Raw genomic sequence first — 24246 nt, 5'->3', positions numbered from 1 at the left:
CCAGCCTGTTGCTTGAGGCCTGTAGCTTACCGCTGCATTACTGCGACTTGCGCACGCGCAGATACCACTCGGAGAGTAGACGTACCTGTTTGTCGGTGTAGCCCCGCTCGACCATTCGGGTGACGAAGTCGTTGTGTTTCTGTTGATCCTCTTTGCTGGCCTTGGCGTTGAAACTGATGACTGGCAGCAGGTCCTCGGTGTTGGAGAACATTTTCTTCTCGATCACCACCCGCAGTTTTTCATAGCTGAGCCAGGTCGGATTCTTGCCGTTGTTGTTGGCCCGGGCACGCAGCACAAAGTTGACGATTTCGTTGCGGAAATCCTTCGGATTGCTGATGCCGGCCGGTTTCTCGATCTTTTCCAGCTCCTCGTTGAGGGCAACACGGTTGAGGATTTCGCCGGTTTCCGGATCGCGGTATTCCTGGTCCTGAATCCAGAAGTCTGCATACAGCACGTAGCGGTCGAAGATGTTCTGACCGTATTCGCTATAGGACTCAAGGTAGGCGGTCTGGATTTCCTTGCCGATGAACTCGATGTAGCGCGGCGCCAGGTATTCCTTGATGAAGCGCAGATAGCGCTCACGGGTTTCGGCCGGGAATTGTTCCTGCTCGATCTGCTGTTCCAGCACGTACAGCAGGTGCACCGGGTTGGCAGCGATTTCGTGTGGGTCGAAGTTGAAAACCTTGGAAAGGATCTTGAACGCGAAACGGGTGGAAAGCCCGTTCATGCCTTCGTCGACGCCTGCGCTGTCGCGGTACTCCTGGATCGACTTGGCCTTGGGGTCGGTATCTTTCAGGTTTTCGCCGTCGTAGACCCGCATCTTGGAGTAGATGTTGGAGTTTTCCGGCTCTTTCAGGCGCGACAGGGTAGTGAACTGCGCCAGCATCTTCAGCGTATCGGGCGCGCAATGGGCCTTGGCCAGCGAACTGTTGAACAGCAGCTTGTCATAGATCTTGATCTCGTCGCTGACACGCAGGCAGTACGGCACCTTGACGATGTAGATCCGGTCGATGAAGGCTTCGTTGTTCTTGTTGTTGCGGAAGCTGTGCCATTCCGATTCGTTGGAGTGGGCCAGCAGGATACCGGTGAACGGTATCGCGCCCAGGCCTTCGGTGCTGTTGTAGTTGCCTTCCTGGGTCGCGGTCAGCAACGGGTGCAGGACCTTGATCGGCGCCTTGAACATTTCGACGAATTCCATCAGGCCCTGGTTGGCCCGGCAGAGAGCGCCAGAGTAGCTGTAGGCGTCGGCATCGTTCTGCGGGAATTCTTCCAGCTTGCGAATATCGACCTTACCCACCAGTGCCGAAATATCCTGGTTGTTCTCGTCGCCCGGCTCGGTTTTCGCCACGCCGATCTGGTTGAGAATCGACGGATAGAGTTTCACTACCTTGAACTGGCTGATGTCGCCCCCGAACTCAGCCAGACGTTTGGTCGCCCATGGCGACATGATGGTATTGAGGTAACGCCGCGGGATGCCGAAATCCTCTTCGAGAATCGCGCCATCTTCGGTGGCATTGAACAGCCCCAATGGCGACTCGAAGACTGGCGAGCCCTTGATGGCGTAGAAGGGCACTTTTTCGATCAGTTGCTTGAGCTTTTCAGCCAGAGACGACTTGCCGCCACCTACCGGACCCAGCAGATAGAGAATCTGTTTCTTCTCTTCCAGGCCTTGGGCTGCATGGCGGAAATACGACACGATCTGGTCGATGCATTCTTCCATGCCATGGAAGTCGGCAAAGGCCGGATAACGCCGGATCACCTTGTTGGAAAAAATCCGCGACAACCTGGAATTGGTGGAGGTATCCACCAGCTCGGGCTCGCCAATGGCCAGCAGAAGACGTTCTGCGGCAGAGGCGTAGGCGCTGCGATCCTGTTTGCAGAGCTCCAGATACTCCTGTAACGAGAGCTCTTCCTGACGTGTGGTTTCAAAGCGTTGTTGGAAGTGGCTAAAAATACTCATGACGTCACCTCGCTCGATACGTTGAGCCGGCGGCGGATCGTCAGTCGATGCTGGTAGCAGCTGAGTATCCAGATGCCGTTTACCCCCCAGAACACCATAAAAGTAACTACCGATGACCCACGCGCCGGTGTACCGGCTCTCCCCTGATTACGGATGGCCTGAGGCTAAGGATAGTTCGGATTCGCAAAGATAAAGAAGGGATGAGCAAGAAGACGGGCTGACCGTTCGTCACTTGAGGCGCGAACCCGCGCAGGACGCGGGATCAGGCGGATAAAAATATTTTTTCAGAGTTGTACCGGCTGTTTCTGCATGTCTGCACCAGCAGCCGTTCTGTCGTTAACCTTGCACTGTTTCGCCAGGGAAAGTGTTGCGCCACAACTCGAAGCCGCCGTCCATGCTGTACACCTCGGAGAAGCCCTGGCCAGCAAGGTAGGCCGCAGCACTCTGGCTGGAGTTGCCGTGGTAGCAGACCACTACCAGGGGTTTGTCCAGATCGGCCTTGGCGATGAAGTCCACGATCGAGTGGTTGTCCAGGTGACGGGATTCGGTGATGTGATTGCTGGCAAATGCCTGCGGATCGCGAATGTCCACCAGTACGGCACCCTGTTCGCGCAGGGCGTGGGCCTGTTCAGGGGGAATGCGTTTGAATTCGGTCATGGGTGAACTCCTGGGCTGATCTTTTAGCGCCGTGCCTCGCTGGGCTGTGGCGCAATGATAGGGGGCTTGGCCGGGCGACTGGCGGCATTGCCGGTAGCATCGCAATCGCAGCGATGACGTTCAAGGGTGTCGACATTCATCAGGGTCATCGCCCCGCCCCAGACGCAGCCGCTGTCCAGCGCATGGACGCCGGGTTCGTCGCACTGGCCTTCCAGGGCTGCCCAGTGGCCGAAGATGATCTGCAGGTCCCGGGTCTTGCGATTCTGGTGCCTGAACCATGGCTCGTAGCCCGGCAGCGCGGTTTCGATGCCTTCCTTGCTCTTGAGGTCGAGCTTGCCGTCGCTGGTGCAGAAACGCATGCGGGTGAAGTAGTTGGTTATCACGCGCAGTCGTGTCACGCCTTTCAGGTCGTTGTCCCAGCTAGCGGGATCATTGCCGTACATGCCATCCAGGAAAGGTTGGTACAGGTTGTCGTCCTGTAGCGCCTGTTCGACTTCGCTGGCGTACCTGAGGGCTTTTTTCAGCGACCATTGCGGAGGAATGCCAGCGTGCGTCATGGCGATATTGCGCTCGGCGTCGTAGTGCATCAGTTTTTGCCGACGCAGCCACTCCAGCAGCTCGGGACCGTCCGGCGCTTCAATGATTTCGCGCAGGGTGTCGGACTTCTTCAGGCGTTCGATCTTGCGGGATACTGCCAGAAGGTGCAGGTCATGATTGCCCAGGACACAGACCACCGACTCGCGAATGCTGTAAAGAAAGCGCAGGGTTTCCAGCGATTGCGGGCCACGGTTGACCAGATCGCCGACCAGCCAGAGCTGGTCCTTGTCCGGCTCGAAGCCGACATGATCCAGCAGGCATTTCAGTGGTTCAAGGCAGCCTTGCAGGTCACCCGCGGCATATACTGCCATCAGTGAAGAGAGCCCGGAACGGCGAGACGGAAAGGCGCAATCACCGCATCGAAGCGTTTGCCGTCCTCGGCGAGCATCTGATACGAGCCCTGCATGTTGCCGACCTTGGTCGTCATCACCGTACCGCTGCTGTAGGTATGGCTCTGGCCTGCCTTGATCAATGGCTGCTGGCCCACCACGCCCTCGCCACGCACTTCTTCCACATGACCGTCGCCGTCAGTGATGACCCAGTGCCGGGACAGCAGTCTGGCTGGCAGCTCGCCGTTATTGTGGACGGTGATGGTATAAGCGAAGGCGAAGCGGTTCTGCTCGGGTTGCGACTGTTCGGCGAGGAAGCGCGTGACGACGCTGACGTCGACCTGATAACGGGAATCGGGCATGCGGTAGACCTTGAAAGCTATAGCGGAAAAAACTGGAGCGTTCGATAGATAGGTCAGTCTAGGACAAGTAAACGAAAAAAGACTAATGGCACATGGCTGTTTACTTGTCCCTTCAGATTATTCCACCCCTGCCTTTTCGCTGAGTTTGTCCGCCAGGCGGACGAATGCAGCAAGATCCAGCTGCTCGGGACGCAGGCTGCCATCGACGCCGGCGGCTGCAATGTCATCGGCGCTCAGCAACAGCTTGAGCGTGTTGCGCAGGGTCTTGCGGCGCTGATTGAAGGCTTCGCGCACCAGACGTTCAAGCAGGCGGTGATCCTTGGCCGGGTGCGGCAGGGTTTCATGAGGCACCAGACGGACAATCGCCGAGTCCACCTTGGGCGGCGGATTGAACGCGCCTGGCCCGACGTTGAACAGGTGTTCGACGCGGCAATGGTACTGAACCATGATCGACAGGCGGCCCCAGTCTCCGCCGCCCGGTCCTGCTGCCAGACGCTCGACCACTTCCTTTTGCAGCATGAAGTGCATGTCGCGGATCAGGCTGGCGTTTTGCAGCAGGTGGAAAATCAGCGGCGTGGAGATGTTGTAGGGCAGGTTGCCGACGACGCGCAGGCTGTGGGGCGCAGCACCGAGGCTGTTGAAGTCGAACTTCAAGGCATCGCCCTGATGCAGGTTGAAGTTCGGCTTGCCGGCGAACTGGCTGTTGAGGATCGGGATCAGGTCCTTGTCCAGTTCAACCACATCAAGGTGTGCGCCGCTGTTGAGCAGGCCTTCGGTCAGGGCGCCCTGGCCCGGTCCGATTTCCAGCAGCCGGTCTTCGGCCTTGGCGCGAATGGCGCGCAGGATCTTGTCGATAACGCCTGCATCATGCAGGAAGTTCTGCCCGAAGCGCTTGCGCGCCCGGTGTTGGTATTGCTCGGTCATGAATGAGTCTCGGCCATCTGGTAGGCGGTTTGCAGAGCGACTTGCAGGCTGCCGGTGTCGATGTTTCCGCTGCCTGCCAGATCCAGCGCAGTGCCGTGATCGACGGAAGTGCGGATGATCGGCAGCCCGAGGGTCACGTTGACTGCCGCACCGAAACCTTTGTATTTCAGCACGGGCAGGCCCTGATCGTGATACATCGCCAGCACTGCATCGCAGTGCTCCAGATATTTGGGGGTAAACAGAGTGTCGGCGGGCAGCGGGCCTCGCAGGTCGATGCCTTCGCTGCGCAGACGCTCCAGGGTAGGTTCTATGATGTCGATTTCTTCGCGGCCCAGATGTCCGCTTTCCCCGGCATGCGGGTTGAGGCCGCAGACCAGGATGCGTGGCCGGACGATGCCGAACTTGTTGACCAGATCGGCATGCAGGATGCGCGTCACGCGCTCCAGACGTTCCGGGGTAATGGCATCGGCAATGTCGCGCAGAGGAAGATGAGTGGTGACCAGAGCCACGCGTAGATCGCCGGTCGCCAGCATCATCACGACTTGTTCGGTATGGGTCAGTTCGGCAAGGAATTCGGTATGCCCGGAGAAGGCGATGCCGCCCTCGTTGATCACGCCCTTGTGTACCGGGGCGGTGATCATCCCGCTGAACAGTCCGTCGAGGCAGCCCTGTGCCGCACGAGTCAGGGTCTGCAGCACGAATGCTGCATTGGACTTGTCCAGTGTGCCAGTGACCACCCTGGCCGCCAGAGGCGTATCCCAGACATACAGGCTGCCAGCAGGCGCCGGTACGTCGGGAAGGGTGTCAGGGGTGACTTCCAGCAGATTGACGCTCACGCCCAGTTGCGTGGCCCGCTCCAGGAGCAGGTCACGGCTGGTGATTGCGATCAGGGGGTGTGGCTGGGGCTGCGTGGCGAGCAGCAGGCAAAGGTCAGGACCAATGCCGGCCGGCTCGCCGGGTGTCAATGCGAAACGCCTTGGCTTCACTGTGCAGCCTGAGCCGCGCCAGGGAGCTTGATTTCAACATAGGCTTCGTCACGGATCTGACGCAGCCAGGTTTGCAGCTCTTCGTCGTATTTGCGGTTGCGCAATACGCCCAGGGCTTGCTGGTCACGGGCCTGGCTGGTGGCGTCAGTGGCACGGCGGCCAAGGACTTCCAGGATGTGCCAGCCGTAAGCTGTCTTGAACGGTTTGGACAAGGTGCCTTGCGGCGTTTCGCTCATTGCGTCGCGGAATTCCGGAACCAGGGAGTTGGGGTCAACCCAGTTCAGGTCGCCGCCATTGAGTGCCGAACCCGGATCTTCCGAGAAGCTCTTCGCCAGTTCGCTGAAGTCTTCGCCAGACTCGATGCGGTCATAAAGCTTGGAGGCCAGGCGACGGGTTTCTTCTTCGCTGCGGATTTCGCTTGGCTTGATGAGGATATGACGCACATGCACTTCGTCGCGCATCTGGGTCTGACCTTCACCGCCGCGCTTTTCCAGCAGCTTGAGGATGATGAAGCCACCCGGCGTACGTGCCGGTGGAGTGACTTCGCCCGGACGCATCGAACTGAGCATGTCACCGAACGGTGGTGGCAGTTGAGCTGCCTTGCGCCAGCCCATGTCGCCGCCTTCCAGTGCGCTTTCGCTGGCGGATCTTGCAACGGCCAGTTGAGCGAAGTCGGCACCTTTCTGCAATTGACCGTAAATGTCCTGAGCCTGACGGGCAGCAGCCTGGATTGCATCCGACGAAGCGCTGTCCGGAGTGGCGATCAGGATGTTGGCCAGATGGAACTCTTCGGACAACTGAGCCTTGCCCAGATCGGAAGCCAGGAAGTTTTTCACTTCCTGCTCGGAGACCTGGATACGCTCGGCAACACGACGCTGACGCACGCGGCTGATGATCATCTCGCGACGAACCTGCTCGCGGGCATCGTTGTAGGACAGACCGTCATGAGCCAGGGCTGCACGGAACTGCTCGACGCTCATGTTGTTGCGCTGGGCAATGGTGCCGATGGCCTGGTTCAGCTCTTCGTCGGTGATCCGGATGCCGGAGCGTTCGCCGATCTGCAATTGCAGGTTTTCCAGGATCAGGCGCTCGAGAACCTGCGACTGCAGCGCTTCGGCCGGTGGTGTGCCGGCTCCGCGTTTGGCAATGGTCTGCTGGACTTCGCGAACACGCTGGTCCATCTGGCTTTTCATGATCACGTCGTTGTCGACGATGGCCACTACGCTGTCCAGAGGTTGGACCGCTGCATGAACAGCGCCGCTCAGGAGTAATGCGCCCAGCATCAGCGGGCGCAGACAATCAGAAAGCTTGGTCTTCACGTTCACGATAACCTTGAATGCCTTTGTCGAGGAAGGTTTCTACTTTGGCGCCGGTAACGCCGCCAAGTCCCTTCAGCACAATTTGTAGGAATATGCCGCGGTCGCCTTTCTCGTTTTCAGGGGCTGCCTGGCTGTATTCGTCGTAGTCGACCCAGTAGCGATTGATCAGACGCAGTTTCCAGCAGCAGTTGTCGTACTCGAAACCACCAAAGGCCTCAAGGGTACGGTTGCGGTTGTAGTCAAACTGCCAGCGGCTGATAAGGCTCCATTGCGGCACGATTGGCCAGATGACCGAGAAGTCGTGCTGCTGGATCTTGTAGTAGTCCTTCACGTAGCCCGGTTGGCCAGGTGTGCCATAGTCGCCACCGCCCACTGTCCAGCGACCGGTGTTTTCGTCGTAGCGGACCTGGTCGTTGCGATAGCGATAACCGGCGTTGATGATCTTGCCCGGATTATCTTCAGGCTGGTAATGCAGCATGGTGCTGCCCGAACGGGTGCTGCGGCTGTCCGGATCCCAGTTGAAGTCCGAGTTGACGCGCCAGTCGCGGTTGAAGCGATATTCGTGCTCCAGCGCATAAGGCGAAACCTTGGCCTTGGCATCGTCGCGGTCGGCGAAGGTGATGCCTGGCAGTTGAACCTTGCGATCTTTGAAGTACACCGCCTGACCAATGCTGAAGCGCTGACGCTCAAAGCCGCTTTCTTCGATCCAGCGGTTGGTGACACCGAAGGAAAGCTTGTTCTCGTCACCGATGCGGTCATAACCGGTAAAGCGGTTGTCACGGAATAGCGACGAGTAGTTGAACGTGCTTTCGCTGGTATCGAAAACCGGGATGTCGTCCTGGTCCTTCTCCGGTACATAGAGATAGAACAGGCGCGGTTCCAGAGTCTGGCGATAGTCCTTGCCGAACCACTGGGTATTGCGGTCGAAATACAGGCCGCTGTCGACGCTCACGATAGGCAGGCTGCGGGTCTGTTTGCTTTCAAAGTCAGGCACGGCGGCTCTGCCGCGGCTGTCCAGATCCAGATCGTACTGGGTGTAGGCATACTTCAGCTTGGGCGTCAGGAAACCATAGGTCCAGTTCATCGGCAGGCTGACCGACGGAGCCAGGTTCAGACGATCACCGTTGGCGCGAGCCAGGCCGCCTACGTTGGTGTCCAGGCGAGCTTCCGGGTTGCCGTCCCTGTCGAAGTAGGTGCCGCTCTGCAGGTCGCGCTCGAAGCGCACGGCTTCCGTCTCGTAATCGAAACGCAGGCCGGCCGGGTTAAATGGCAATGTGCCGTTGAGCGTGAGCTGTGGCACACGGTCGTACGGTGTAATGTTGGCGATCGATGCCAGCTTGTAGGCATGGACGTTGAACATTGCCCTGTAGCTGTCACCGCGATAGGTCACGGACCCTTGCTGGTTGAGGAACTCGGGTGTGTTTACGCCGATCTGGTCGGTGTCCAGATCCTGGAAGTAGTACGGATCGCTGATGTCGGTGTAATCGACCTTGGTCAGCCAACGGGAGTCCAGACCACCGGTGTGCTGCCAGTTGAGCATCCAGCGTTTCTTTTCGTATTCCGACTGCAGCCTGCGCTCGTCATTCTCGTCATTGAGAAAAGCGCCGCCGAACTGGCCTTCGCTGCTCTTGGTCAGATAACGGAATTCGCCTTCCATCAACAGGCCGCGGTCGGCCATGTAGCGTGGATACAACGTGGCGTCGTAGTTGGGCGCCAGGTTGAAGTAGTAAGGCGTGACCAGTGTGAAGCCGTTGTCGCCACTGACGCCGATGGTCGGTGGCAGGAAGCCGGACTGGCGACGGTCGTCGATCGGGAAGTAGATATACGGCGTGTAGAGTACCGGTATGTCCTTGACCCGCAGCGTAACGTTGGTCGCGGTGCCGAAACCGGTGGCCGGGTTCAGCGTGATGTTGTTGCCCTTGAGCGTCCAGGCGTTGCTGCCGGGTTCGCACGAAGTGTACGTACCGTCCTTGAGACGGATGATCGCGTTCTCGGCACGCTTGGCGTACCGGGCGTTACCGCGAATGTTCGACTTGTGCAGGACGTACTCGGCGTTGTCGATCTGGGCTTCGCCGGTGTCGAGTTGCAGCTCGGCCTTGTCGCCGACGATCAGGGCGCCGTTGTCGCGCACGCGGACGTCGCCGGTGAGTTCACCACGGTTCTCGGCCTGATACAGCGCAGCTTCCTGAGCCTGGGCCTGCATGCTGCCCTGACGCAGAACGACATCGCCAGCGAGTGTGGCGATCTGCTCTTCCTGCTGATAACGCGAAACCTTGGCACCGACGAACATCGGAGCATCGCTTTTCGGCGTCTTGTCATCCATGCCAGGGCGGATCGGCTCGACATAGGCACCTGAACAATAAGGCCCGGTTTCGGCCAATTGTGCAGGCGTGAGCTTTTCACGGGGAACCCAGTCAAGGTGGCTGTAGTCTGCACTGCGCGACTGCAGGCCTTTGCCTTTGGCTTCGGTGACCAGTTGGGTAGTGGCGGCAGACTTGCCAGCCGGGGCGCTTTCCGAAATCACGGTGCCGTTGGAACTGACCGCTGTCGCGTTGTGCACGGGACGTGGCGGTAGCTCTACAGCAGCCGTATTCGATTTCGGCGCACAGTTCCAGGCACCCGAAGCAGAGACTGAGCAGTCATACTGTTCCGCGGCAACCACGAACTGAGTGGCCAGGGGTTGCATCGCCAGCAGACTGCCGGTTACGAGCAACGGAAATTTTTTACGAAACGCGGGGGATTTCAATGCCATCTTATTAGTCCGGGCTTCCTGCGCGCCATCTGCCCGCGGGGGGGCCGCACGCCTCTCGATGGGCTGAAAAAGATCCCGGATAATAAAGCATGACCCGCTTGACGGCTAGCGCCGTCGGAGACCCTTGTAATGTCAGACCAAGATATACGCCTTCAATCCCTGAAAGTTTGGCTCGATGCGCAGTTGCCAGCGCTCTTCGCCGAACAGCAATGGGGCGCCGTACCCCCGGCCACGTTGACTGCGGCCAGTAGCGACGCAAGTTTCCGTCGCTACTTCCGCTGGGAAGGCGGTGATAAAACTTTTATTGTCATGGATGCACCTCCACCACAGGAAAACTGCAAACCCTTCGTGGACATCGCTCATTTATTGGCCAGTTCGGGCATTAATGTTCCGAAAATTTATGCCGAAGACCTGACGCAGGGCTTTTTGCTGCTCAACGATCTGGGACGTCAGACTTATCTTGACGTGATCGATGCGGATAACGCCGATGCACTGTTTGATGATGCGATCGCAGCATTGCTGGCTTATCAGCAACTGCCGATGGATGCGCCATTGCCCAGCTATGACGTAGCCTTGTTGCGCCGCGAGCTGGAGTTGTTCCCCGAGTGGTATGTGAAGCGCCACCTGGGTATCGACATGAATTCGACGCAACTGGCCGCATGGCAGCATGTCAGCGACCTGTTGATCGAAAGCGCCCTGGCGCAGCCCAAGGTGCTGGTACATCGCGACTATATGCCGCGCAACCTGATGATCAGCGAGCCCAATCCGGGTGTCCTGGATTTCCAGGATGCGGTCTACGGCCCGGTCACTTATGACATCACCTGTCTGTTCAAGGATGCCTTCCTGAGCTGGCCTCAGGAGCGTGTTACCGCCTGGTTGCAGACCTACTGGGACAAGGCACGTGCGGTGGGCATTCCGGTTCATGACGACTTCGCTGCATTTGCGCGTGCCAGCGATCTGATGGGCGTTCAGCGGCATTTGAAGGTCATCGGGATTTTTGCGCGTATCTGCCATCGTGATGGCAAACCGCGTTACCTGAGCGATGTACCGCGCTTCTTCGCTTATATAGAAGCGGTTCTGTCGCGGCGTCCGGAACTGGCGGAACTGGGTCAATTGCTGACCAGCCTGCAGCAACCCGCCGATGCGTCGGCGTGAGGCCGGATTATTTTGAAAAGGGATCGATTGTGTTGAAGAGGCTTGCATGAAAGCGATGATTCTCGCCGCCGGCAAAGGCGAACGGATGCGTCCGTTGACCTTGCACACGCCAAAACCCCTGGTACGTGCCGGCGGTACTCCATTGATCGAGTACCACCTCCAGGCATTGCAGCAGGCCGGGTTTCACGAACTGGTCATCAACCATGCCTGGCTGGGGCAGCAGATTGAAGACCATCTTGGCGACGGCCAGCGCTGGGGCCTGAATATCCGCTATTCACCCGAGGGCGAACCGCTGGAAACCGGTGGCGGCATCTTTCGTGCGCTGCCGTTGCTGGGTGATGAGCCATTTGTGGTGGTCAATGGCGATATCTGGACCGATTACCCGTTTGCCGGACTGCGCCAGCCGCTGAGCGGGCTGGCTCATCTGGTGATGATCGATAACCCCGAGCACAACCCGACGGGCGACTTTTCGTTGGTCGACGGCCAATTGCATGACCTCGCTACGGATGCGCCGCGCCTGACTTACAGCGGCATTGCGGTCCTGCATCCCCGGTTGTTCGCCGCTTGTACTGCTGGTGCCTTCAAGCTGGCGCCGCTGTTGCGTCAGGCGATGGCGCAAGGGCAGGTCAGCGGCGAACATTTCCGCGGGACCTGGATCGACGTCGGTACCCATGAGCGTCTTGGCGAAGTCGAGCGATTGCTTTCGGGGAGCCGCTAGATGCTATGGCCAGGCACGCTGATCGGCGCCGGAGCCGGATATGCCATCGCCAGCATTCCGGGCGCGATGCTCGGGGCGTTGTTGGGGCAGGCCCTGGATCGCCGTTTACAGTTGCACACCTGGGCGCATGTGCGTGAGCGTCTGGGTGGTCGGCCTGCGGTGCGCGACGAGGAACTGTTGTTCGTACTGTTGGGGCGTCTGGCCAAGAGTGGTGGCCGGGTTGCTGCCAGTCATATCCATCAGGCGCAGGCGGAAATGCGCCGCCTGAACATGGATGAAACTGCACAGCGTCTGGCCATTGCGGCGTTCAATCGCGGCAAGGACGGAACCGACGGGCTGCGCAGTTACCTGCGTCGTCTGCGCGGCCAGCCTGGCATGGCCGAAGGATTGTTGCGGGCTTGCTTGCGCATGGCCTGGGCCGACGGCCGGGTGACGCGCATCGAGCGCGAGCTGATCGGCGCGTGGGGCATGTGGCTGGGCTGGTCGGAGCTGAAAATCGAGGCGCTGGCTGCCGAGCATGACCCGATGAAAAGGACGCCGATCGGCAGCAAGGACGAATACAACGATGCCTTGTCCCTGTTGGGAGTGCAGGCCGATAGCGATCCGCAGAGCATCAAGCGTGCGTATCGTCGTCTGCTCAGTCGTCACCATCCGGACAAGATTGCGGGCGGTGGCGCCAATGCCTTGCAGGTGCGGGTTGCGACGGAACGAACCAGCGAGCTGCACGGCGCCTATCGGGTGATCAAGGCGCGTCGCGGGTTTCGTTGAGTGTGTCTGTTTGTTCGCGAAGGCATTCGCTCCCACAGTGATTGTGTGAGCGAATTCATTGGCGAAAGTCGTTATTGAGCCTCTATCCAGCCACGAATGCGGCGGAAGATCTGTTCCTGTTCGGCGTCTTCATTACCGGCAATATTGGTAATCCCGACCTGGGTAAAACCCGCACCCTTGGCGCGCTTGCTGGCCTGCAGGCGGTCATTGGCGGCACGGGCAGCCTGATTCCGGTAGACGAAATCTGCCGTTTTCATTTTCAGCGCCGGCACCAGTTCCAACAGTGAAGGCTTGCTGTCGACCGGCTCGCGGGCGGCGACCATCACCAACTTCTGAACCGCCGGTGATTGCCGCTCATTCAGAAAACGCGCGGCCCAGTAGGCGCCGCTGCTATGGCCGACCAGCACGATGCTGCGTGCCTTGTTCTGCTGGGCAAAGCTGATCGCGCTTTCGATACGGGCAAAAACATGTTCGGCCTCTGCCTTGACGCGCTCCTCAGCGGCGGCGGCCCTGGCAGTTTCGTCAGTGGCCTGCGTTTGCGCCTCGGTCAGTTTGGCGGCTTCGTCCTTGGGGGCCTCCTCGGGTTTCTCTTCGGTATCCGGTTCGCGAGGCATCAGGGCTTCGTCCTGTACGTCTGGCAATGTGATGCTCAACGTGGCCCAGCCGGTATCGGGGAACTTGCGCCGCAGCGGGCCGATGACATCCGGCCAGTCCGCGGATTCGCCGGCACCCGGCAGAAGAATGATCGCGCCTTGTGGGTCGGCGCTGTTGGCCGGTTTCCAGAGCGCCAGGAAGTTATCGTCGCCGGCCTGCAGTTGTTGCAGATCCTGCGCGGGCAACTGGCGTTCGAGGGCGAGGGCATCTTCCTGTGAGCGGGTCAGCAGTGGTGCGCGTTCCGCAGGCGCCTCTGTAGACGCTGCATCCTTGGCGGGTGCAGGATCGGCAGCCAGCGCTGGCAGGCCACAAGGTACTATCAGCGACAGGAGCAATGCGCTAAACGTTGCGCGAACGGTATGGGACATCGGATATTCCAGGCCAGAAACTATCCTGGCAGCCTAATGGGTTGATGGGTATTTGTCAGGTCTCTGGACTTCCTGTGACCGCCAAACGAAAACACACGAGAACGACACGTTGATGATTGCTCTTCTGCGCACCGGTTTTATCGGCTGCCTGGCTTTGCTCTTGATGGCTTTGGCAGTGAATGCACGGGCTGACGAGCCTGATGCCGCTGCAAAAGTCCTGCTGAGCCAGGAGCAGCGTACCTGGCTGGACCAGCATGGCCCGTTGCGGGTCGGCCTGGTGATGCATGCGCCTTATGCCCAGTTCGATCAGCGTCTGCAGCAATTGTCGGGTGCCAACGTCGATTTGATGAACGCGCTGGCGGCGGTCCTGCAAGTGGAGTTGCTGTGGCGCAACTTTCCCGATCAGGCAGCCCTGGAAAAGGCCGTGGCAGCCGGGCAGGTGGATCTGGCGCCCGGCCTGATGCAAACCCCGTCCGGGCTGCGCAGCTGGCTGTTTTCCGACCCTTACCTGCGGGTTTCGCAACTGGTGATCGGCGAGCGCGATGGCAGTTCGGCGGTCGATCTGGAAAAGGTCGATGAGCGTTCGCGGGTGGCCGTACGCATGCCGGGTCCGACCGCCGATTACCTGCGCAGCAATTATCCCCATCTGAATCTGCAAGGCGTGCCGCTCGAACGTCAGGCCCTGCAATTGCTGCTGAGCCAGCAGGCTCGCTATGCGGTGGTTGACGAGGCACAACTCAGCCGCCTGTTCCGCGAGCCGGAGTTTGCCGGATTGGCGGTGGTGGGCGATATCGGTCTGCCGCAACTGCTGCGCGTGGCCACCCGTCGCGATGCGCCGCAACTGGCGGCGATTGTCAGCGAGGGGTTGCATGTCATTCCGGCCAAAGAACTGGATCAACTGCATTCGCGCTGGATGCCGCTCAAGTCTTCGCGCTTCAGCGAGTCGCCCGGCCTGTGGCAGAACCTCTGCCTGTTGCTGCTGGTGATGTTGCTGGCGTGCTTTGCCATCGTCATCTGGCAGCGTCGTCAGCAGCAGGCCCTGGAATATGAACTGGTCGAGGCGCGTGAGGACATAGCGCGGCGTGTGGCAGGCGAGGAGGCATTGCGTCTGGCGCAGTTCTCCATCGACCAGAGCACGGTGGGCATTCTGTGGGTCAACTGGGACAGCCGCGTGCGCTATGCCAACCATGCAGCGGAATCCATGCTCGGTTATGCGCCAGGCGCTGTGGTCGACCGGCCGCTGATCGATTTCGAGCCCGGCCTGCATATGGACCGCTGGATGAATCTGTGGAAGAACGCACGCTCCAGTGAAGACAGTCCGCAAGTGTTCGAGACCAATTGCATCCGTGCCGATGGCAGTGTACTGCCCACGGATGTGTCCCTGAGCTTTCTGCGCTTTCGCGAGGCGGAATATCTGGTGGTGTTCCTTAGCGACGTCAGTGAACGGCGCCGTGCCCACGACCAGTTGCGTGAGTTGTCGGCGCATCTGGAGAGCGTCCGCGAAGAGGAAAAGGCCCGCATTGCCCGGGAAGTGCATGATGAACTGGGCCAGATGCTGACCGTGCTGAAGCTGGAAACTTCCATGTGCGAGCTGGCTTACGCTGGCCTCGATCCGGGGCTGGAAGAGCGCCTGAACAGCATGAAGCGTCTGATCGCGCAGCTCTTTCAACTGGTCCGCGATGTTGCCACCGCATTGCGTCCACCGATTCTCGATGCCGGTATCGCTTCGGCCATCGAATGGCAGGCCCGGCGTTTCGAGGCGCGTACGCAGATTCCGTGTCTGGTGCAGGTGCCGGACAACCTGCCGCCGCTCAGCGATGCCCGCGCCACCGGTATGTTTCGCATTCTTCAGGAGGCGCTGACCAATGTCATGCGCCACGCCCAGGCACATACCGTGGAGGTCAGCCTGACCTTGGACGACGATGTGATGTGCATGAGCATCGCCGACGACGGGCAGGGGTTTGTGATGCAGTCGGAGCGGCCTGCTTCGTTCGGTCTGGTGGGCATGCGCGAGCGGGTCCTGATGCTCGGTGGCAGACTGGAACTGGACAGCGAGGTCGGTGAAGGCACAACCTTGCGCGCATACATCCCGTTGGACCCTGTTGGACAGGAGCGAGAAAATTGATTCGTGTACTGGTAGCTGAAGACCACACCATCGTGCGTGAGGGCATCAAGCAGCTAATCGGCCTGGCCAGGGATCTGCAGGTGGTGGGCGAGGCCAGCAATGGCGAGCAGTTGCTGGAGACCCTGCGCCATGTGCCCTGCGAAGTGGTGCTGCTGGATATTTCCATGCCCGGCGTCAACGGTCTGGAGGCGATTCCCCGAATTCGGGCGTTGAGCAATCCTCCCGCGATTCTGGTGCTGTCAATGCATGACGAGGCACAGATGGCCGCCCGTGCATTGAAGGTCGGCGCGGCGGGTTATGCGACCAAGGACAGCGATCCGGCCTTGCTGCTGACTGCCATTCGTCGGGTCGCGGCCGGTGGCCGTTATATCGATCCGGAGCTGGCTGACCGTATGGTCTTCGAGGTCGGCCTGACTGACAGCCGTCCATTGCATTCACTGTTGTCGGAGCGCGAATTTTCGGTGTTCGAGCGCCTGGCACAGGGCGCCAACGTCAATGACATCGCCCAGCAACTGGCGCTGAGCAGCAAGACCATCAGCACCCACAAGGCGCGGCTGATGCAGAAGATGAACCTGCACTCGCTGGCGGACCTGGTGAAATATGCTATGGAACACAAGCTGCTGTGATCTAAAAACGACCCGTAGGAGCGAGTTCATCCGCGAGCAGGGCATGTATCCCGAAGCCAGAGAGTACGCCATTCCCGAATGAATTCGGTCCTGCGGGGGTTCGCCTGTACATGACACGGCATATTTGCACTTATCCAATCCCGTCATCCGTGTAGGGCAATCCCTACAGCGCCCCTTCCAGCCTGCCTAGGCAAATCTCTCATGGTCCCCGATTTGCGCGGTATGGGGGCTGTTCTAGTCTTGAACTCACGCAGATAAAACAAAGGTGTGGGTAATGAGCGACGTCGATTCAAGCGCTGGGGCGAATGATGTTCTGGTCAGCTTTCGTGGTGTGCAGAAGAGCTACGACGGCGAAGCACTGATCGTCAAAGACCTGAATCTGGACATTCGCAAAGGCGAATTCCTCACCCTGCTCGGGCCATCGGGTTCCGGCAAGACCACCAGTCTGATGATGCTGGCCGGTTTCGAGACGCCGACTGCAGGTGAAATCCTGCTCGGCGGCCGCGCCATCAACAACGTGCCGCCGCACAAACGCGACATCGGCATGGTGTTCCAGAACTACGCCTTGTTTCCGCACATGACGGTCGCCGAGAACCTGGCGTTCCCGCTGTCGGTGCGCGGCATGAGCAAGACCGATATCGCCGAGAAGGTCAAACGTGCACTGGGCATGGTGCAACTGGACTCCTTTGCGCATCGCTATCCGGCCCAGTTGTCCGGCGGTCAGCAGCAGCGTGTGGCACTTGCCCGCGCCCTGGTGTTCGAGCCGCAACTGGTGCTGATGGACGAACCCCTCGGCGCGCTCGACAAGCAACTGCGCGAATACATGCAGATGGAGATCAAGCATCTTCACCAGCGTCTGGGCGTGACCGTGGTCTACGTGACCCACGATCAGGGCGAAGCGCTGACCATGTCCGACCGGGTAGCGGTTTTCCATCAGGGCGAGATTCAGCAGATCGCTCCACCGCGCACCTTGTACGAAGAACCCAAAAACACCTTCGTCGCCAACTTCATTGGCGAGAACAACCGTCTCAACGGGCGTCTGCTCAGCCAGAGCGGCGAACGCTGTGTCGTCGAGCTGGAGCGCGGCGAGAAAGTCGAGGCGCTGGCGATCAATGTCGGCCAGACCGGTGCGCCGGTCACCCTGTCGATTCGCCCGGAACGCATCAGCCTCAACGGCCGTAGCGAAAGTTGTGTAAACCGTTTCTCGGGCCGTGTTGCCGAGTTCATTTACCTGGGCGACCACGTTCGCGTGCGTCTGGAAGTGGCAGGCAAGACCGACTTTTTCGTCAAGCAGCCTATCGCCGAGCTGGATCCGGCGCTGAGCGTTGGCGATGTCGTGCCCATTGGATGGCAAGTCGAGCACGCCCGCGCGCTCGATCCCTTGCAGCAAGTGCATTGATCTATCGATAAAAGCAACAACAGAGGCGAACGATCGCCCATCCCAATCGCTTACCAACACTGCTCGTGGAGAAAAGAATAAATGCTGAAATCATTGAAGTTCACCGCTATCACGTTGGGCATGATGTGCGCGGCGCAAGCCATGGCCACTGATCTGACTGTCATTTCCTTCGGCGGCGCCAACAAGGCCGCGCAGGAGAAGGCTTTCTATGCCCCGTGGGAAAAGGCTGGCAACGGCAAGATTATCGCTGGCGAGTACAACGGTGAAATGGCCAAAGTCAAAACCATGGTCGACACCAAAAGCGTTTCCTGGGATCTGGTCGAGGTCGAGTCGCCGGAACTCTCTCGTGGTTGCGACGAAGACATGTTTGAAGAGCTGGACCCGGCTCTGTTCGGCAAGGCCGAGAACTTCGTGCCTGGCGCACTGACCACTTGCGGTGCGGGCTTCTTCGTATGGTCCACCGTACTGGCCTACAACGCCGACAAGGTTGGCTCGGCACCGACCGGTTGGGTCGATTTCTGGGACACCAAGAAATTCCCGGGCAAGCGTGGCCTGCGCAAGGGCGCCAAATACACACTCGAATTCGCCCTGATGGCCGACGGCGTTGCGCCCAAGGACGTCTACAAGGTGCTGGCCAGCAAGGACGGTCAGGACCGCGCCTTCAAGAAGCTCGATGAGCTCAAGCCAAACATTCAATGGTGGGAAGCGGGCGCCCAGCCTCCGCAATACCTCGCTTCCGGCGACGTGGTCATGAGCTCGGCCTATAACGGTCGTATCGCGGCCGTGCAGAAGGAAAGCAACCTGAAAGTGGTCTGGACCGGTGGCGTTTATGACTTCGACGCATGGGCCATTCCAAAGGGCTCGAAAAACGCTGAAGCGGCGAAGAAGTTCATCGCCTATGTCCTGAGCCCGGAGCAGCAGAAGACCTATTCGCAGAACATCGCCTACGGCCCGGCCAACACCCAGGCGGTTGCCTTGCTGGACAAGGAAACCCTGCAGAACATGCCGACCACTCCTGAAAACATCAAGGATCAGGTGCAGATGGACGTGACTTTCTGGACTGACAACGGCGAGTCGCTGGAACAGCGTTTCACTGCCTGGGCAGCCAAGTAATCGCGTCAACCTGAGTTAGATCCAGGAGCGTTCCCGACCGCCGGGAACGCTCCCCCCGTTAAGATTTCGGAGTTCGCTATGGCCACCGCCGTGCCCCTGACTGAAGGCGCCAGCCCCAACTTGAAGCAACGCCTGGCTCGCGCCGAGCGAGTCAACCGCTGGAAAGCCCAGGCCCTGATCGCTCCGTTGGTCATTTTTCTGTTGCTGGTCTTTCTGGTGCCCATCGCTGCGCTGCTCTACAAGAGTGTCGGCAACCCGGAAGTCGTTACAGCACTGCCGAGCACCGTTATCGAAGTCGACAAATGGGATGGTAAAGGGCTGCCGCCCGAGTCGGTGTACAAGGCGCTGAGCCTGGACCTGGCTGAAACCCGCAAGAATTCGACTCTTGGCGAATTGTCCAAGCGTCTGAACATGGAACTGGCCGGTTATCGCAGCCTGCTGAGCAAGACCGCTCGCGCGCTGCCTTTCAAGACCGAGCCCGCTTCCTACAAGGATGCACTTGAAGCGCTGGATGAACGCTGGGGCGATCCCGCCTACTGGCAGGCGATTCGGCGCAATACCAGCAGTTTCACCCCTTATTACCTGTTGGCGTCTGTCGACCATCGGATCGATGACGTTGGCGAAGTGGCTGCTGCAACTCCGGATCAGGCCATTTATCTGGACATCTTTACCCGCACGTTCTGGATGGGGCTGGTGATTACCTCGATCTGTCTGGTACTGGCCTATCCGCTGGCCTATCTGCTCGCCAGCCTGCCGGCACGGCAGAGCAACCTGCTGATGATTCTGGTCCTGCTGCCGTTCTGGACCTCGATTCTGGTGCGGGTCGCGGCCTGGATCGTGTTGCTGCAATCGAGTGGCCTGATCAATGGTGCGTTGATGGCCATGGGCATCATCGACAAGCCGTTGGAACTGGTCTTCAACCGGGTCGGCGTCTACATCGCGATGGTGCATATCATGCTGCCGTTCATGATCCTGCCGATCTACAGCGTGATGAAGAACATTTCCCCGACCTACATGCGTGCGGCCATTTCCCTGGGCTGCCATCCGTTCACCAGTTTCTGGCGCGTGTACTTCCCGCAGACCTATGCCGGGATCGGTGCCGGTTGCCTGCTGGTCTTCATCCTGTCGATCGGCTACTACATCACTCCGGCATTGCTCGGCAGCCCGAACGATCAGATGGTCAGTTATTTCGTGGCCTTCTACACCAACACCAGCATCAACTGGGGCATGGCGACGGCGCTGGGCGGCCTGCTGCTGTTGGCGACTGTTGTGCTGTACCTGATCTATAGCTGGCTGGTCGGCGCCAGCCGCCTGCGTTTGAGCTGAGGAATCGTCATGCTGAATTCTTATTCGTCGCCCATCGAGCGCATCTGGTATTACGCGCTGCGCATCATCTGCGCGCTGGTGCTGTTGTTTCTGGTGTTGCCGGTGCTGGTCATCATCCCGTTGTCGTTCAACTCGGGCAGCTTTCTCGTCTATCCGCTGCAAGGCTTTTCATTGCAGTGGTATGAGGACTTCTTCAGCTCCGCCGAGTGGATGCGCTCGCTGAAGAACAGCATGATCGTCGCTCCGGCTTCGACACTGCTGGCGATGATCTTCGGCACCCTGGCCGCGATTGGCCTGACCCGTGGCAACTTCCCGGGCAAACCGCTGGTCATGGCACTGGTGATCTCGCCGATGGTGGTGCCGATGGTGATTGTCGGCGTTGCCAGCTATCTGTTCTTCGCGCCGCTGGGGCTGGGCAACAGCTACACCTCGCTGATCCTGGTGCATGCGGTGCTGGGCGTGCCGTTCGTGATCATCACCGTGTCGGCCACCCTGCAGGGCTTCAACTACAACCTGGTTCGCGCCGCTGCCAACCTGGGAGCATCGCCGCTGACCGCGTTCCGTCGGGTAACCCTGCCGCTGATCGCGCCGGGGGTGATCTCCGGTGCGCTGTTCGCCTTTGCGACCTCGTTCGATGAAGTGGTCGTGACCCTGTTCCTCGCCGGCCCCGAGCAAGCGACCCTGCCGCGCCAGATGTTCAGCGGCATCCGCGAAAACCTCAGCCCGACCATTGCCGCCGCCGCAACCCTGCTCATTGCCTTCTCGGTGATCCTGCTGCTGGTACTGGAATGGCTGCGCGGGCGCAGCGAAAAACTGCGTACGCAAGTGGAGTAATTGCTTTTACAGGAGCGGATTTATCCGCGAAGGAGGGCACTTCACGCCTGTTTCGCGAATGAATTCGCTCCTGCGCTCGCAGGAATTCATCCGCGAAAAACCATCCCCCAAGGCATATCCCGATCTCTTGGAGTACAATGCGCGCCACCGTGATTCTGCTCAAACAGGTGCGCCATGCAGCCCTTCGTTATTGCTCCATCGATCCTTTCCGCCGACTTCGCCCGTCTGGGTGAGGAGGTCGACAATGTGCTTGCCGCTGGCGCCGACTTTGTCCACTTCGATGTCATGGACAACCACTACGTCCCGAACCTGACCATTGGCCCGATGGTGTGCAGCGCGCTGCGCAAGTATGGCGTCACTGCACCCATCGACGTGCACCTGATGGTCAGCCCGGTGGACCGTATCATCGGCGACTTCATTGAAGCCGGTGCCACGTACATCACCTTTCACCCGGAAGCGACCCAGCACATTGATCGTTCGCTGCAACTGATCCGTGAGGGCGGTTGCAAGGCGGGTCTGGTGTTCAACCCGGCGACGCCGCTGAACCTGCTGGAATATGTCATGGACAAGGTCGACATGATCCTGCTCATGAGCGTCAACCCCGGTTTCGGTGGCCAGAAGTTCATTCCCGGCACTCTCAACAAGCTGCGTGAAGCGCGGGCCCTGATCGATGCTTCTGGGCGCGATATCCGTCTGGAAATCGATGGTGGCGTCAACGTCGCCAACATCCGTGAAATCGCCGCAGCCGGTGCCGATACATTCGTGGCCGGCTCGGCGATCTTCAATGCCCCCGACTACAAGGAAGTGATCGAGAAAATGCGCAACGAACTGGCGTCTGCACGCGCATGAGCGGCTTCGAGCAACTGTTTGCGGGCAAGTTGCCCAGGCTGATCATGTTCGATCTGGACGGAACCCTTGTGGATTCCGGGCCTGACCTGGCCGTGGCCGTGGACAGAATGCTGCTCGAACTCGGCCGTCCTCCGGCCGGCCTTGAGTCGGTTCGCCAGTGGATCGGCAATGGCGCGCCGGTGCTGGTGCGCCGTGCACTGGCCAACAGCATCGACCACAGCGGCGTCGATGACGCCCAGGCCGAGCAGGCACTGGAAATCTTCATGCAGGCTTATGCCGAAAAGCATGAGTTCACCGTGGTCTACCCCGGTGTTCGGGAAACCCTGAAGTGGCTGCAGAAGATGGGCGTTGAAATGGCCCTCATCACCAACAAGCCGGAGCGCTTCGTCGCTCCGCTGCTGGATGAAATGAAACTGGGGCGTTTCTTTCGCTGGATCATTGGCGGCGACACCATGCCGCAGAAAAAACCCGATCCGGCGGCCTTGTTCTTTGTCATGAAAATGACCGGTATTCCGGCCTCGCAATCACTGTTCGTCGGCGACTCGCGCTCTGACGTACTGGCGGCCAAGGCCGCCGGCGTGGCCTGTGTCGGGCTGAGCTACGGCTATAACCACGGCAGGCCCATCGCTGAAGAATCTCCGGCGATGGTGATCGATGATCTGCGCAAGCTGATTCCCGGTTGCCTGGATCAGGACGCTGAGATACTGTTGCCCGATATTCAACGTCCCTCCCTTAGAGATTCCATCGTGGTGGTCACCCGCAAGCTCTGGATGAAAGTCATCAAGGCCCTGGCCCGCTGGCGTTGGCGCGCCTGACTCGATCCCGGCCGCCTGCGCGGCATGCTTGCCTACCTGACCGTTTTACCCTCAAACCACGAGGCTGCTCATGAACCGTGAAGAATTCCTGCGTTTGGCTGCTGCTGGCTATAACCGCATTCCGTTGGCCCACGAAACCCTGGCCGACTTCGATACGCCACTGTCGATCTACCTGAAACTCGCCGATCAGCCGAACTCCTACCTGCTGGAGTCGGTGCAGGGCGGCGAGAAGTGGGGTCGTTATTCGATCATCGGCCTGCCTTGCAGCACCGTGATGCGTGTTCATGGTCACCAGGTCCGCGTGACTCACGACGACGTGGAAATCGAAAGCCTGGAAGCCGAAGACCCGCTGGCCTTCGTCGAAGAGTTCAAGGCGCGCTACAACGTGCCGACGATTGCCGGCCTGCCGCGCTTCAATGGCGGTCTGGTGGGTTATTTCGGCTACGACTGTGTGCGTTATGTCGAGAAGCGTCTGGCCAACTGCCCGAATCCGGACCCGCTGGGTGTGCCGGATATCCTGCTGATGGTTTCCGATGCAGTGGTGGTGTTCGATAATCTGGCCGGCAAGATGCACGCCATCGTACTGGTCGATCCGGCGCAGCCGGATGCCTACGAAAGCGGTCGGGCGCGTCTCGATGAGTTGATGGAAAAACTCCGTCAGCCGATCACTCCGCGTCGAGGTCTGGCGCTGGACCGTCCGCCTGCCGCCGAGCCGGTGTTCCGCTCCAGCTTCACGCAGAACGATTACGAAAACGCGGTCGATACCATCAAGCAATACATCCTGGCCGGGGATGTGATGCAGGTCGTGCCGTCGCAACGCATGTCCATCGACTTCAAGGCCGCGCCTATCGATCTGTACCGGGCGCTGCGCTGCTTCAACCCGACGCCTTACATGTACTTCTTCAACTTCGGCGACTTCCATGTGGTCGGCAGCTCGCCGGAAGTGCTGGTGCGTGTCGAGGACAATCTGGTGACCGTTCGCCCGATTGCCGGTACGCGTCCGCGTGGTGCCACGGAAGAAGCCGACCGTGCTCTGGAAGAAGACCTGCTGTCCGACGACAAGGAAATCGCCGAGCACCTGATGCTTATCGATCTGGGTCGTAACGACACCGGGCGCGTCTCGGAAATCGGTTCGGTGAAACTCACCGAGAAGATGGTCATCGAGCGTTATTCCAACGTGATGCACATTGTCTCCAATGTCACCGGCCAGCTGAAAAGCGGCCTGACGGCGATGGACGCCCTGCGCGCGATTCTGCCTGCAGGCACCTTGTCCGGTGCGCCGAAAATCCGCGCCATGGAAATCATCGACGAGCTGGAGCCGGTCAAGCGTGGCGTCTACGGCGGTGCGGTGGGTTATATGGCCTGGAACGGCAACATGGACACGGCGATTGCCATTCGCACCGCAGTCATCAAGAACGGTGAACTGCATGTGCAGGCGGGCGGCGGGATCGTGGCCGACTCGGTGCCGGCACTGGAATGGGAAGAAACCATCAACAAGCGCCGGGCGATGTTCCGGGCTGTGGCACTGGCGGAGCAAACGGCAGAGGGCTAAGCCGCAAGCTTCTGGCTGCAAGCAAACGCGGTGTCTGCCTTGGGGCGGCACCGCGTTT

At 59.6% G+C, this 24246-nt stretch carries 21 protein-coding genes; 12 read left to right on the top strand and 9 right to left on the bottom strand.

What is annotated here, in order from left to right:
• Nucleotides 1-37: 37 nt before the first annotated feature.
• The 8 genes from ALQ04_RS11810 to ALQ04_RS11775 all read right to left on the bottom strand — a co-directional run bounded on the left by ALQ04_RS11810 (nt 38) and on the right by ALQ04_RS11775 (nt 9886).
• The gene (locus ALQ04_RS11810) at nt 38-1960 is read right to left on the bottom strand and encodes a PrkA family serine protein kinase (RefSeq protein WP_122315945.1); all 1923 of its coding nucleotides are present in this window, start codon (nt 1958-1960) and stop codon (nt 38-40) included.
• Between the two features lie 336 nt (nt 1961-2296).
• Complete coding sequence (glpE, locus tag ALQ04_RS11805) at nt 2297-2617, bottom strand: thiosulfate sulfurtransferase GlpE (RefSeq protein ID WP_122315944.1); 321 nt, start codon at nt 2615-2617, stop codon at nt 2297-2299.
• A gap of 23 nt (nt 2618-2640) precedes the next feature.
• Nucleotides 2641-3525 carry a symmetrical bis(5'-nucleosyl)-tetraphosphatase gene (locus ALQ04_RS11800; protein WP_122315943.1) on the bottom strand — a complete coding sequence of 295 codons (885 nt, stop codon included), beginning with the start codon at nt 3523-3525 and terminating at the stop codon, nt 2641-2643.
• Entirely contained in the window at nt 3525-3905 is a 381-nt protein-coding gene (gene apaG, locus ALQ04_RS11795) for a Co2+/Mg2+ efflux protein ApaG (RefSeq protein ID WP_122315942.1), read from the bottom strand. The genes ALQ04_RS11800 and apaG overlap by 1 nt, the downstream gene beginning before the upstream one ends.
• Nucleotides 3906-4022: 117 nt before the next feature.
• Nucleotides 4023-4829 carry a 16S rRNA (adenine(1518)-N(6)/adenine(1519)-N(6))-dimethyltransferase RsmA gene (rsmA, locus tag ALQ04_RS11790; RefSeq protein ID WP_122315941.1) on the bottom strand — a complete coding sequence of 269 codons (807 nt, stop codon included), beginning with the start codon at nt 4827-4829 and terminating at the stop codon, nt 4023-4025.
• Nucleotides 4826-5815 (bottom strand): 4-hydroxythreonine-4-phosphate dehydrogenase PdxA, encoded by a 990-nt coding sequence (gene pdxA, locus ALQ04_RS11785; RefSeq protein ID WP_122315940.1) that lies wholly within the window; start codon nt 5813-5815, stop codon nt 4826-4828. The genes rsmA and pdxA overlap by 4 nt, the downstream gene beginning before the upstream one ends.
• Entirely contained in the window at nt 5812-7134 is a 1323-nt protein-coding gene (locus tag ALQ04_RS11780) for a peptidylprolyl isomerase (protein WP_183142157.1), read from the bottom strand. Before ALQ04_RS11780 ends, pdxA begins: the two co-directional genes overlap by 4 nt.
• Complete coding sequence (locus ALQ04_RS11775) at nt 7115-9886, bottom strand: LPS-assembly protein LptD (protein ID WP_122315939.1); 2772 nt, start codon at nt 9884-9886, stop codon at nt 7115-7117. Before ALQ04_RS11775 ends, ALQ04_RS11780 begins: the two co-directional genes overlap by 20 nt.
• A gap of 129 nt (nt 9887-10015) precedes the next feature.
• Here ALQ04_RS11775 and ALQ04_RS11770 point away from each other — a divergent pair, with 129 nt between their 5' ends.
• The 3 genes from ALQ04_RS11770 to ALQ04_RS11760 are packed head-to-tail and all read left to right on the top strand — an operon-like array spanning nt 10016 to nt 12527.
• Nucleotides 10016-11041, top strand: coding sequence for an aminoglycoside phosphotransferase family protein (locus ALQ04_RS11770; protein ID WP_122315938.1), 1026 nt, complete (start codon nt 10016-10018; stop codon nt 11039-11041).
• A gap of 46 nt (nt 11042-11087) precedes the next feature.
• Complete coding sequence (gene murU / locus ALQ04_RS11765; RefSeq protein WP_122315937.1) at nt 11088-11759, top strand: N-acetylmuramate alpha-1-phosphate uridylyltransferase MurU; 672 nt, start codon at nt 11088-11090, stop codon at nt 11757-11759.
• On the top strand, nt 11760-12527 hold the full coding sequence (locus ALQ04_RS11760) for a DnaJ domain-containing protein (RefSeq protein WP_122315936.1): 768 nt from the start codon (nt 11760-11762) through the stop codon (nt 12525-12527).
• Between the two features lie 71 nt (nt 12528-12598).
• On the opposite strand, the gene ALQ04_RS11755 is transcribed toward ALQ04_RS11760, so the two are convergent.
• Complete coding sequence (locus ALQ04_RS11755) at nt 12599-13549, bottom strand: alpha/beta hydrolase family protein (protein ID WP_122315935.1); 951 nt, start codon at nt 13547-13549, stop codon at nt 12599-12601.
• A gap of 112 nt (nt 13550-13661) precedes the next feature.
• Here ALQ04_RS11755 and ALQ04_RS11750 point away from each other — a divergent pair, with 112 nt between their 5' ends.
• The 9 genes from ALQ04_RS11750 (at nt 13662) to trpE (ending at nt 24188) form a co-directional block, all read left to right on the top strand.
• A complete protein-coding gene (locus ALQ04_RS11750) occupies nt 13662-15674 on the top strand; it encodes a histidine kinase (protein WP_122315934.1) in 2013 nt (670 codons plus the stop codon).
• The gene (locus ALQ04_RS11745; RefSeq protein WP_122315933.1) at nt 15671-16300 is read left to right on the top strand and encodes a response regulator transcription factor; all 630 of its coding nucleotides are present in this window, start codon (nt 15671-15673) and stop codon (nt 16298-16300) included. The genes ALQ04_RS11750 and ALQ04_RS11745 overlap by 4 nt, the downstream gene beginning before the upstream one ends.
• A 274-nt stretch (nt 16301-16574) precedes the next feature.
• Nucleotides 16575-17699: an ABC transporter ATP-binding protein gene (locus ALQ04_RS11740; RefSeq protein WP_122315932.1), complete on the top strand. Its 1125-nt coding sequence runs from the start codon at nt 16575-16577 to the stop codon at nt 17697-17699.
• Between the two features lie 81 nt (nt 17700-17780).
• Nucleotides 17781-18812: a polyamine ABC transporter substrate-binding protein gene (locus ALQ04_RS11735; protein WP_122315931.1), complete on the top strand. Its 1032-nt coding sequence runs from the start codon at nt 17781-17783 to the stop codon at nt 18810-18812.
• 78 nt (nt 18813-18890) lie between these two features.
• A complete protein-coding gene (locus ALQ04_RS11730) occupies nt 18891-20138 on the top strand; it encodes an ABC transporter permease (protein ID WP_122315930.1) in 1248 nt (415 codons plus the stop codon).
• A 9-nt stretch (nt 20139-20147) separates the two neighbouring features.
• The gene (locus ALQ04_RS11725) at nt 20148-20972 is read left to right on the top strand and encodes an ABC transporter permease (protein WP_122315929.1); all 825 of its coding nucleotides are present in this window, start codon (nt 20148-20150) and stop codon (nt 20970-20972) included.
• 174 nt (nt 20973-21146) lie between these two features.
• Nucleotides 21147-21821 carry a ribulose-phosphate 3-epimerase gene (rpe, locus tag ALQ04_RS11720; RefSeq protein ID WP_122315928.1) on the top strand — a complete coding sequence of 225 codons (675 nt, stop codon included), beginning with the start codon at nt 21147-21149 and terminating at the stop codon, nt 21819-21821.
• Nucleotides 21818-22636: a phosphoglycolate phosphatase gene (locus ALQ04_RS11715; protein WP_122315927.1), complete on the top strand. Its 819-nt coding sequence runs from the start codon at nt 21818-21820 to the stop codon at nt 22634-22636. The genes rpe and ALQ04_RS11715 overlap by 4 nt, the downstream gene beginning before the upstream one ends.
• Before the next feature lie 70 nt (nt 22637-22706).
• Entirely contained in the window at nt 22707-24188 is a 1482-nt protein-coding gene (gene trpE, locus ALQ04_RS11710) for an anthranilate synthase component I (protein WP_122315926.1), read from the top strand.
• Nucleotides 24189-24246 lie beyond the last annotated feature (58 nt).

Origin of the sequence: Pseudomonas cichorii (assembly GCF_003700275.1) — a bacterium.
Taxonomy (GTDB): Bacteria; Pseudomonadota; Gammaproteobacteria; order Pseudomonadales; family Pseudomonadaceae; genus Aquipseudomonas; species Aquipseudomonas cichorii_B.
Note: the sequence above shows the minus strand (reverse complement) of the source record. Positions and strands in the feature narration are given on the sequence as shown.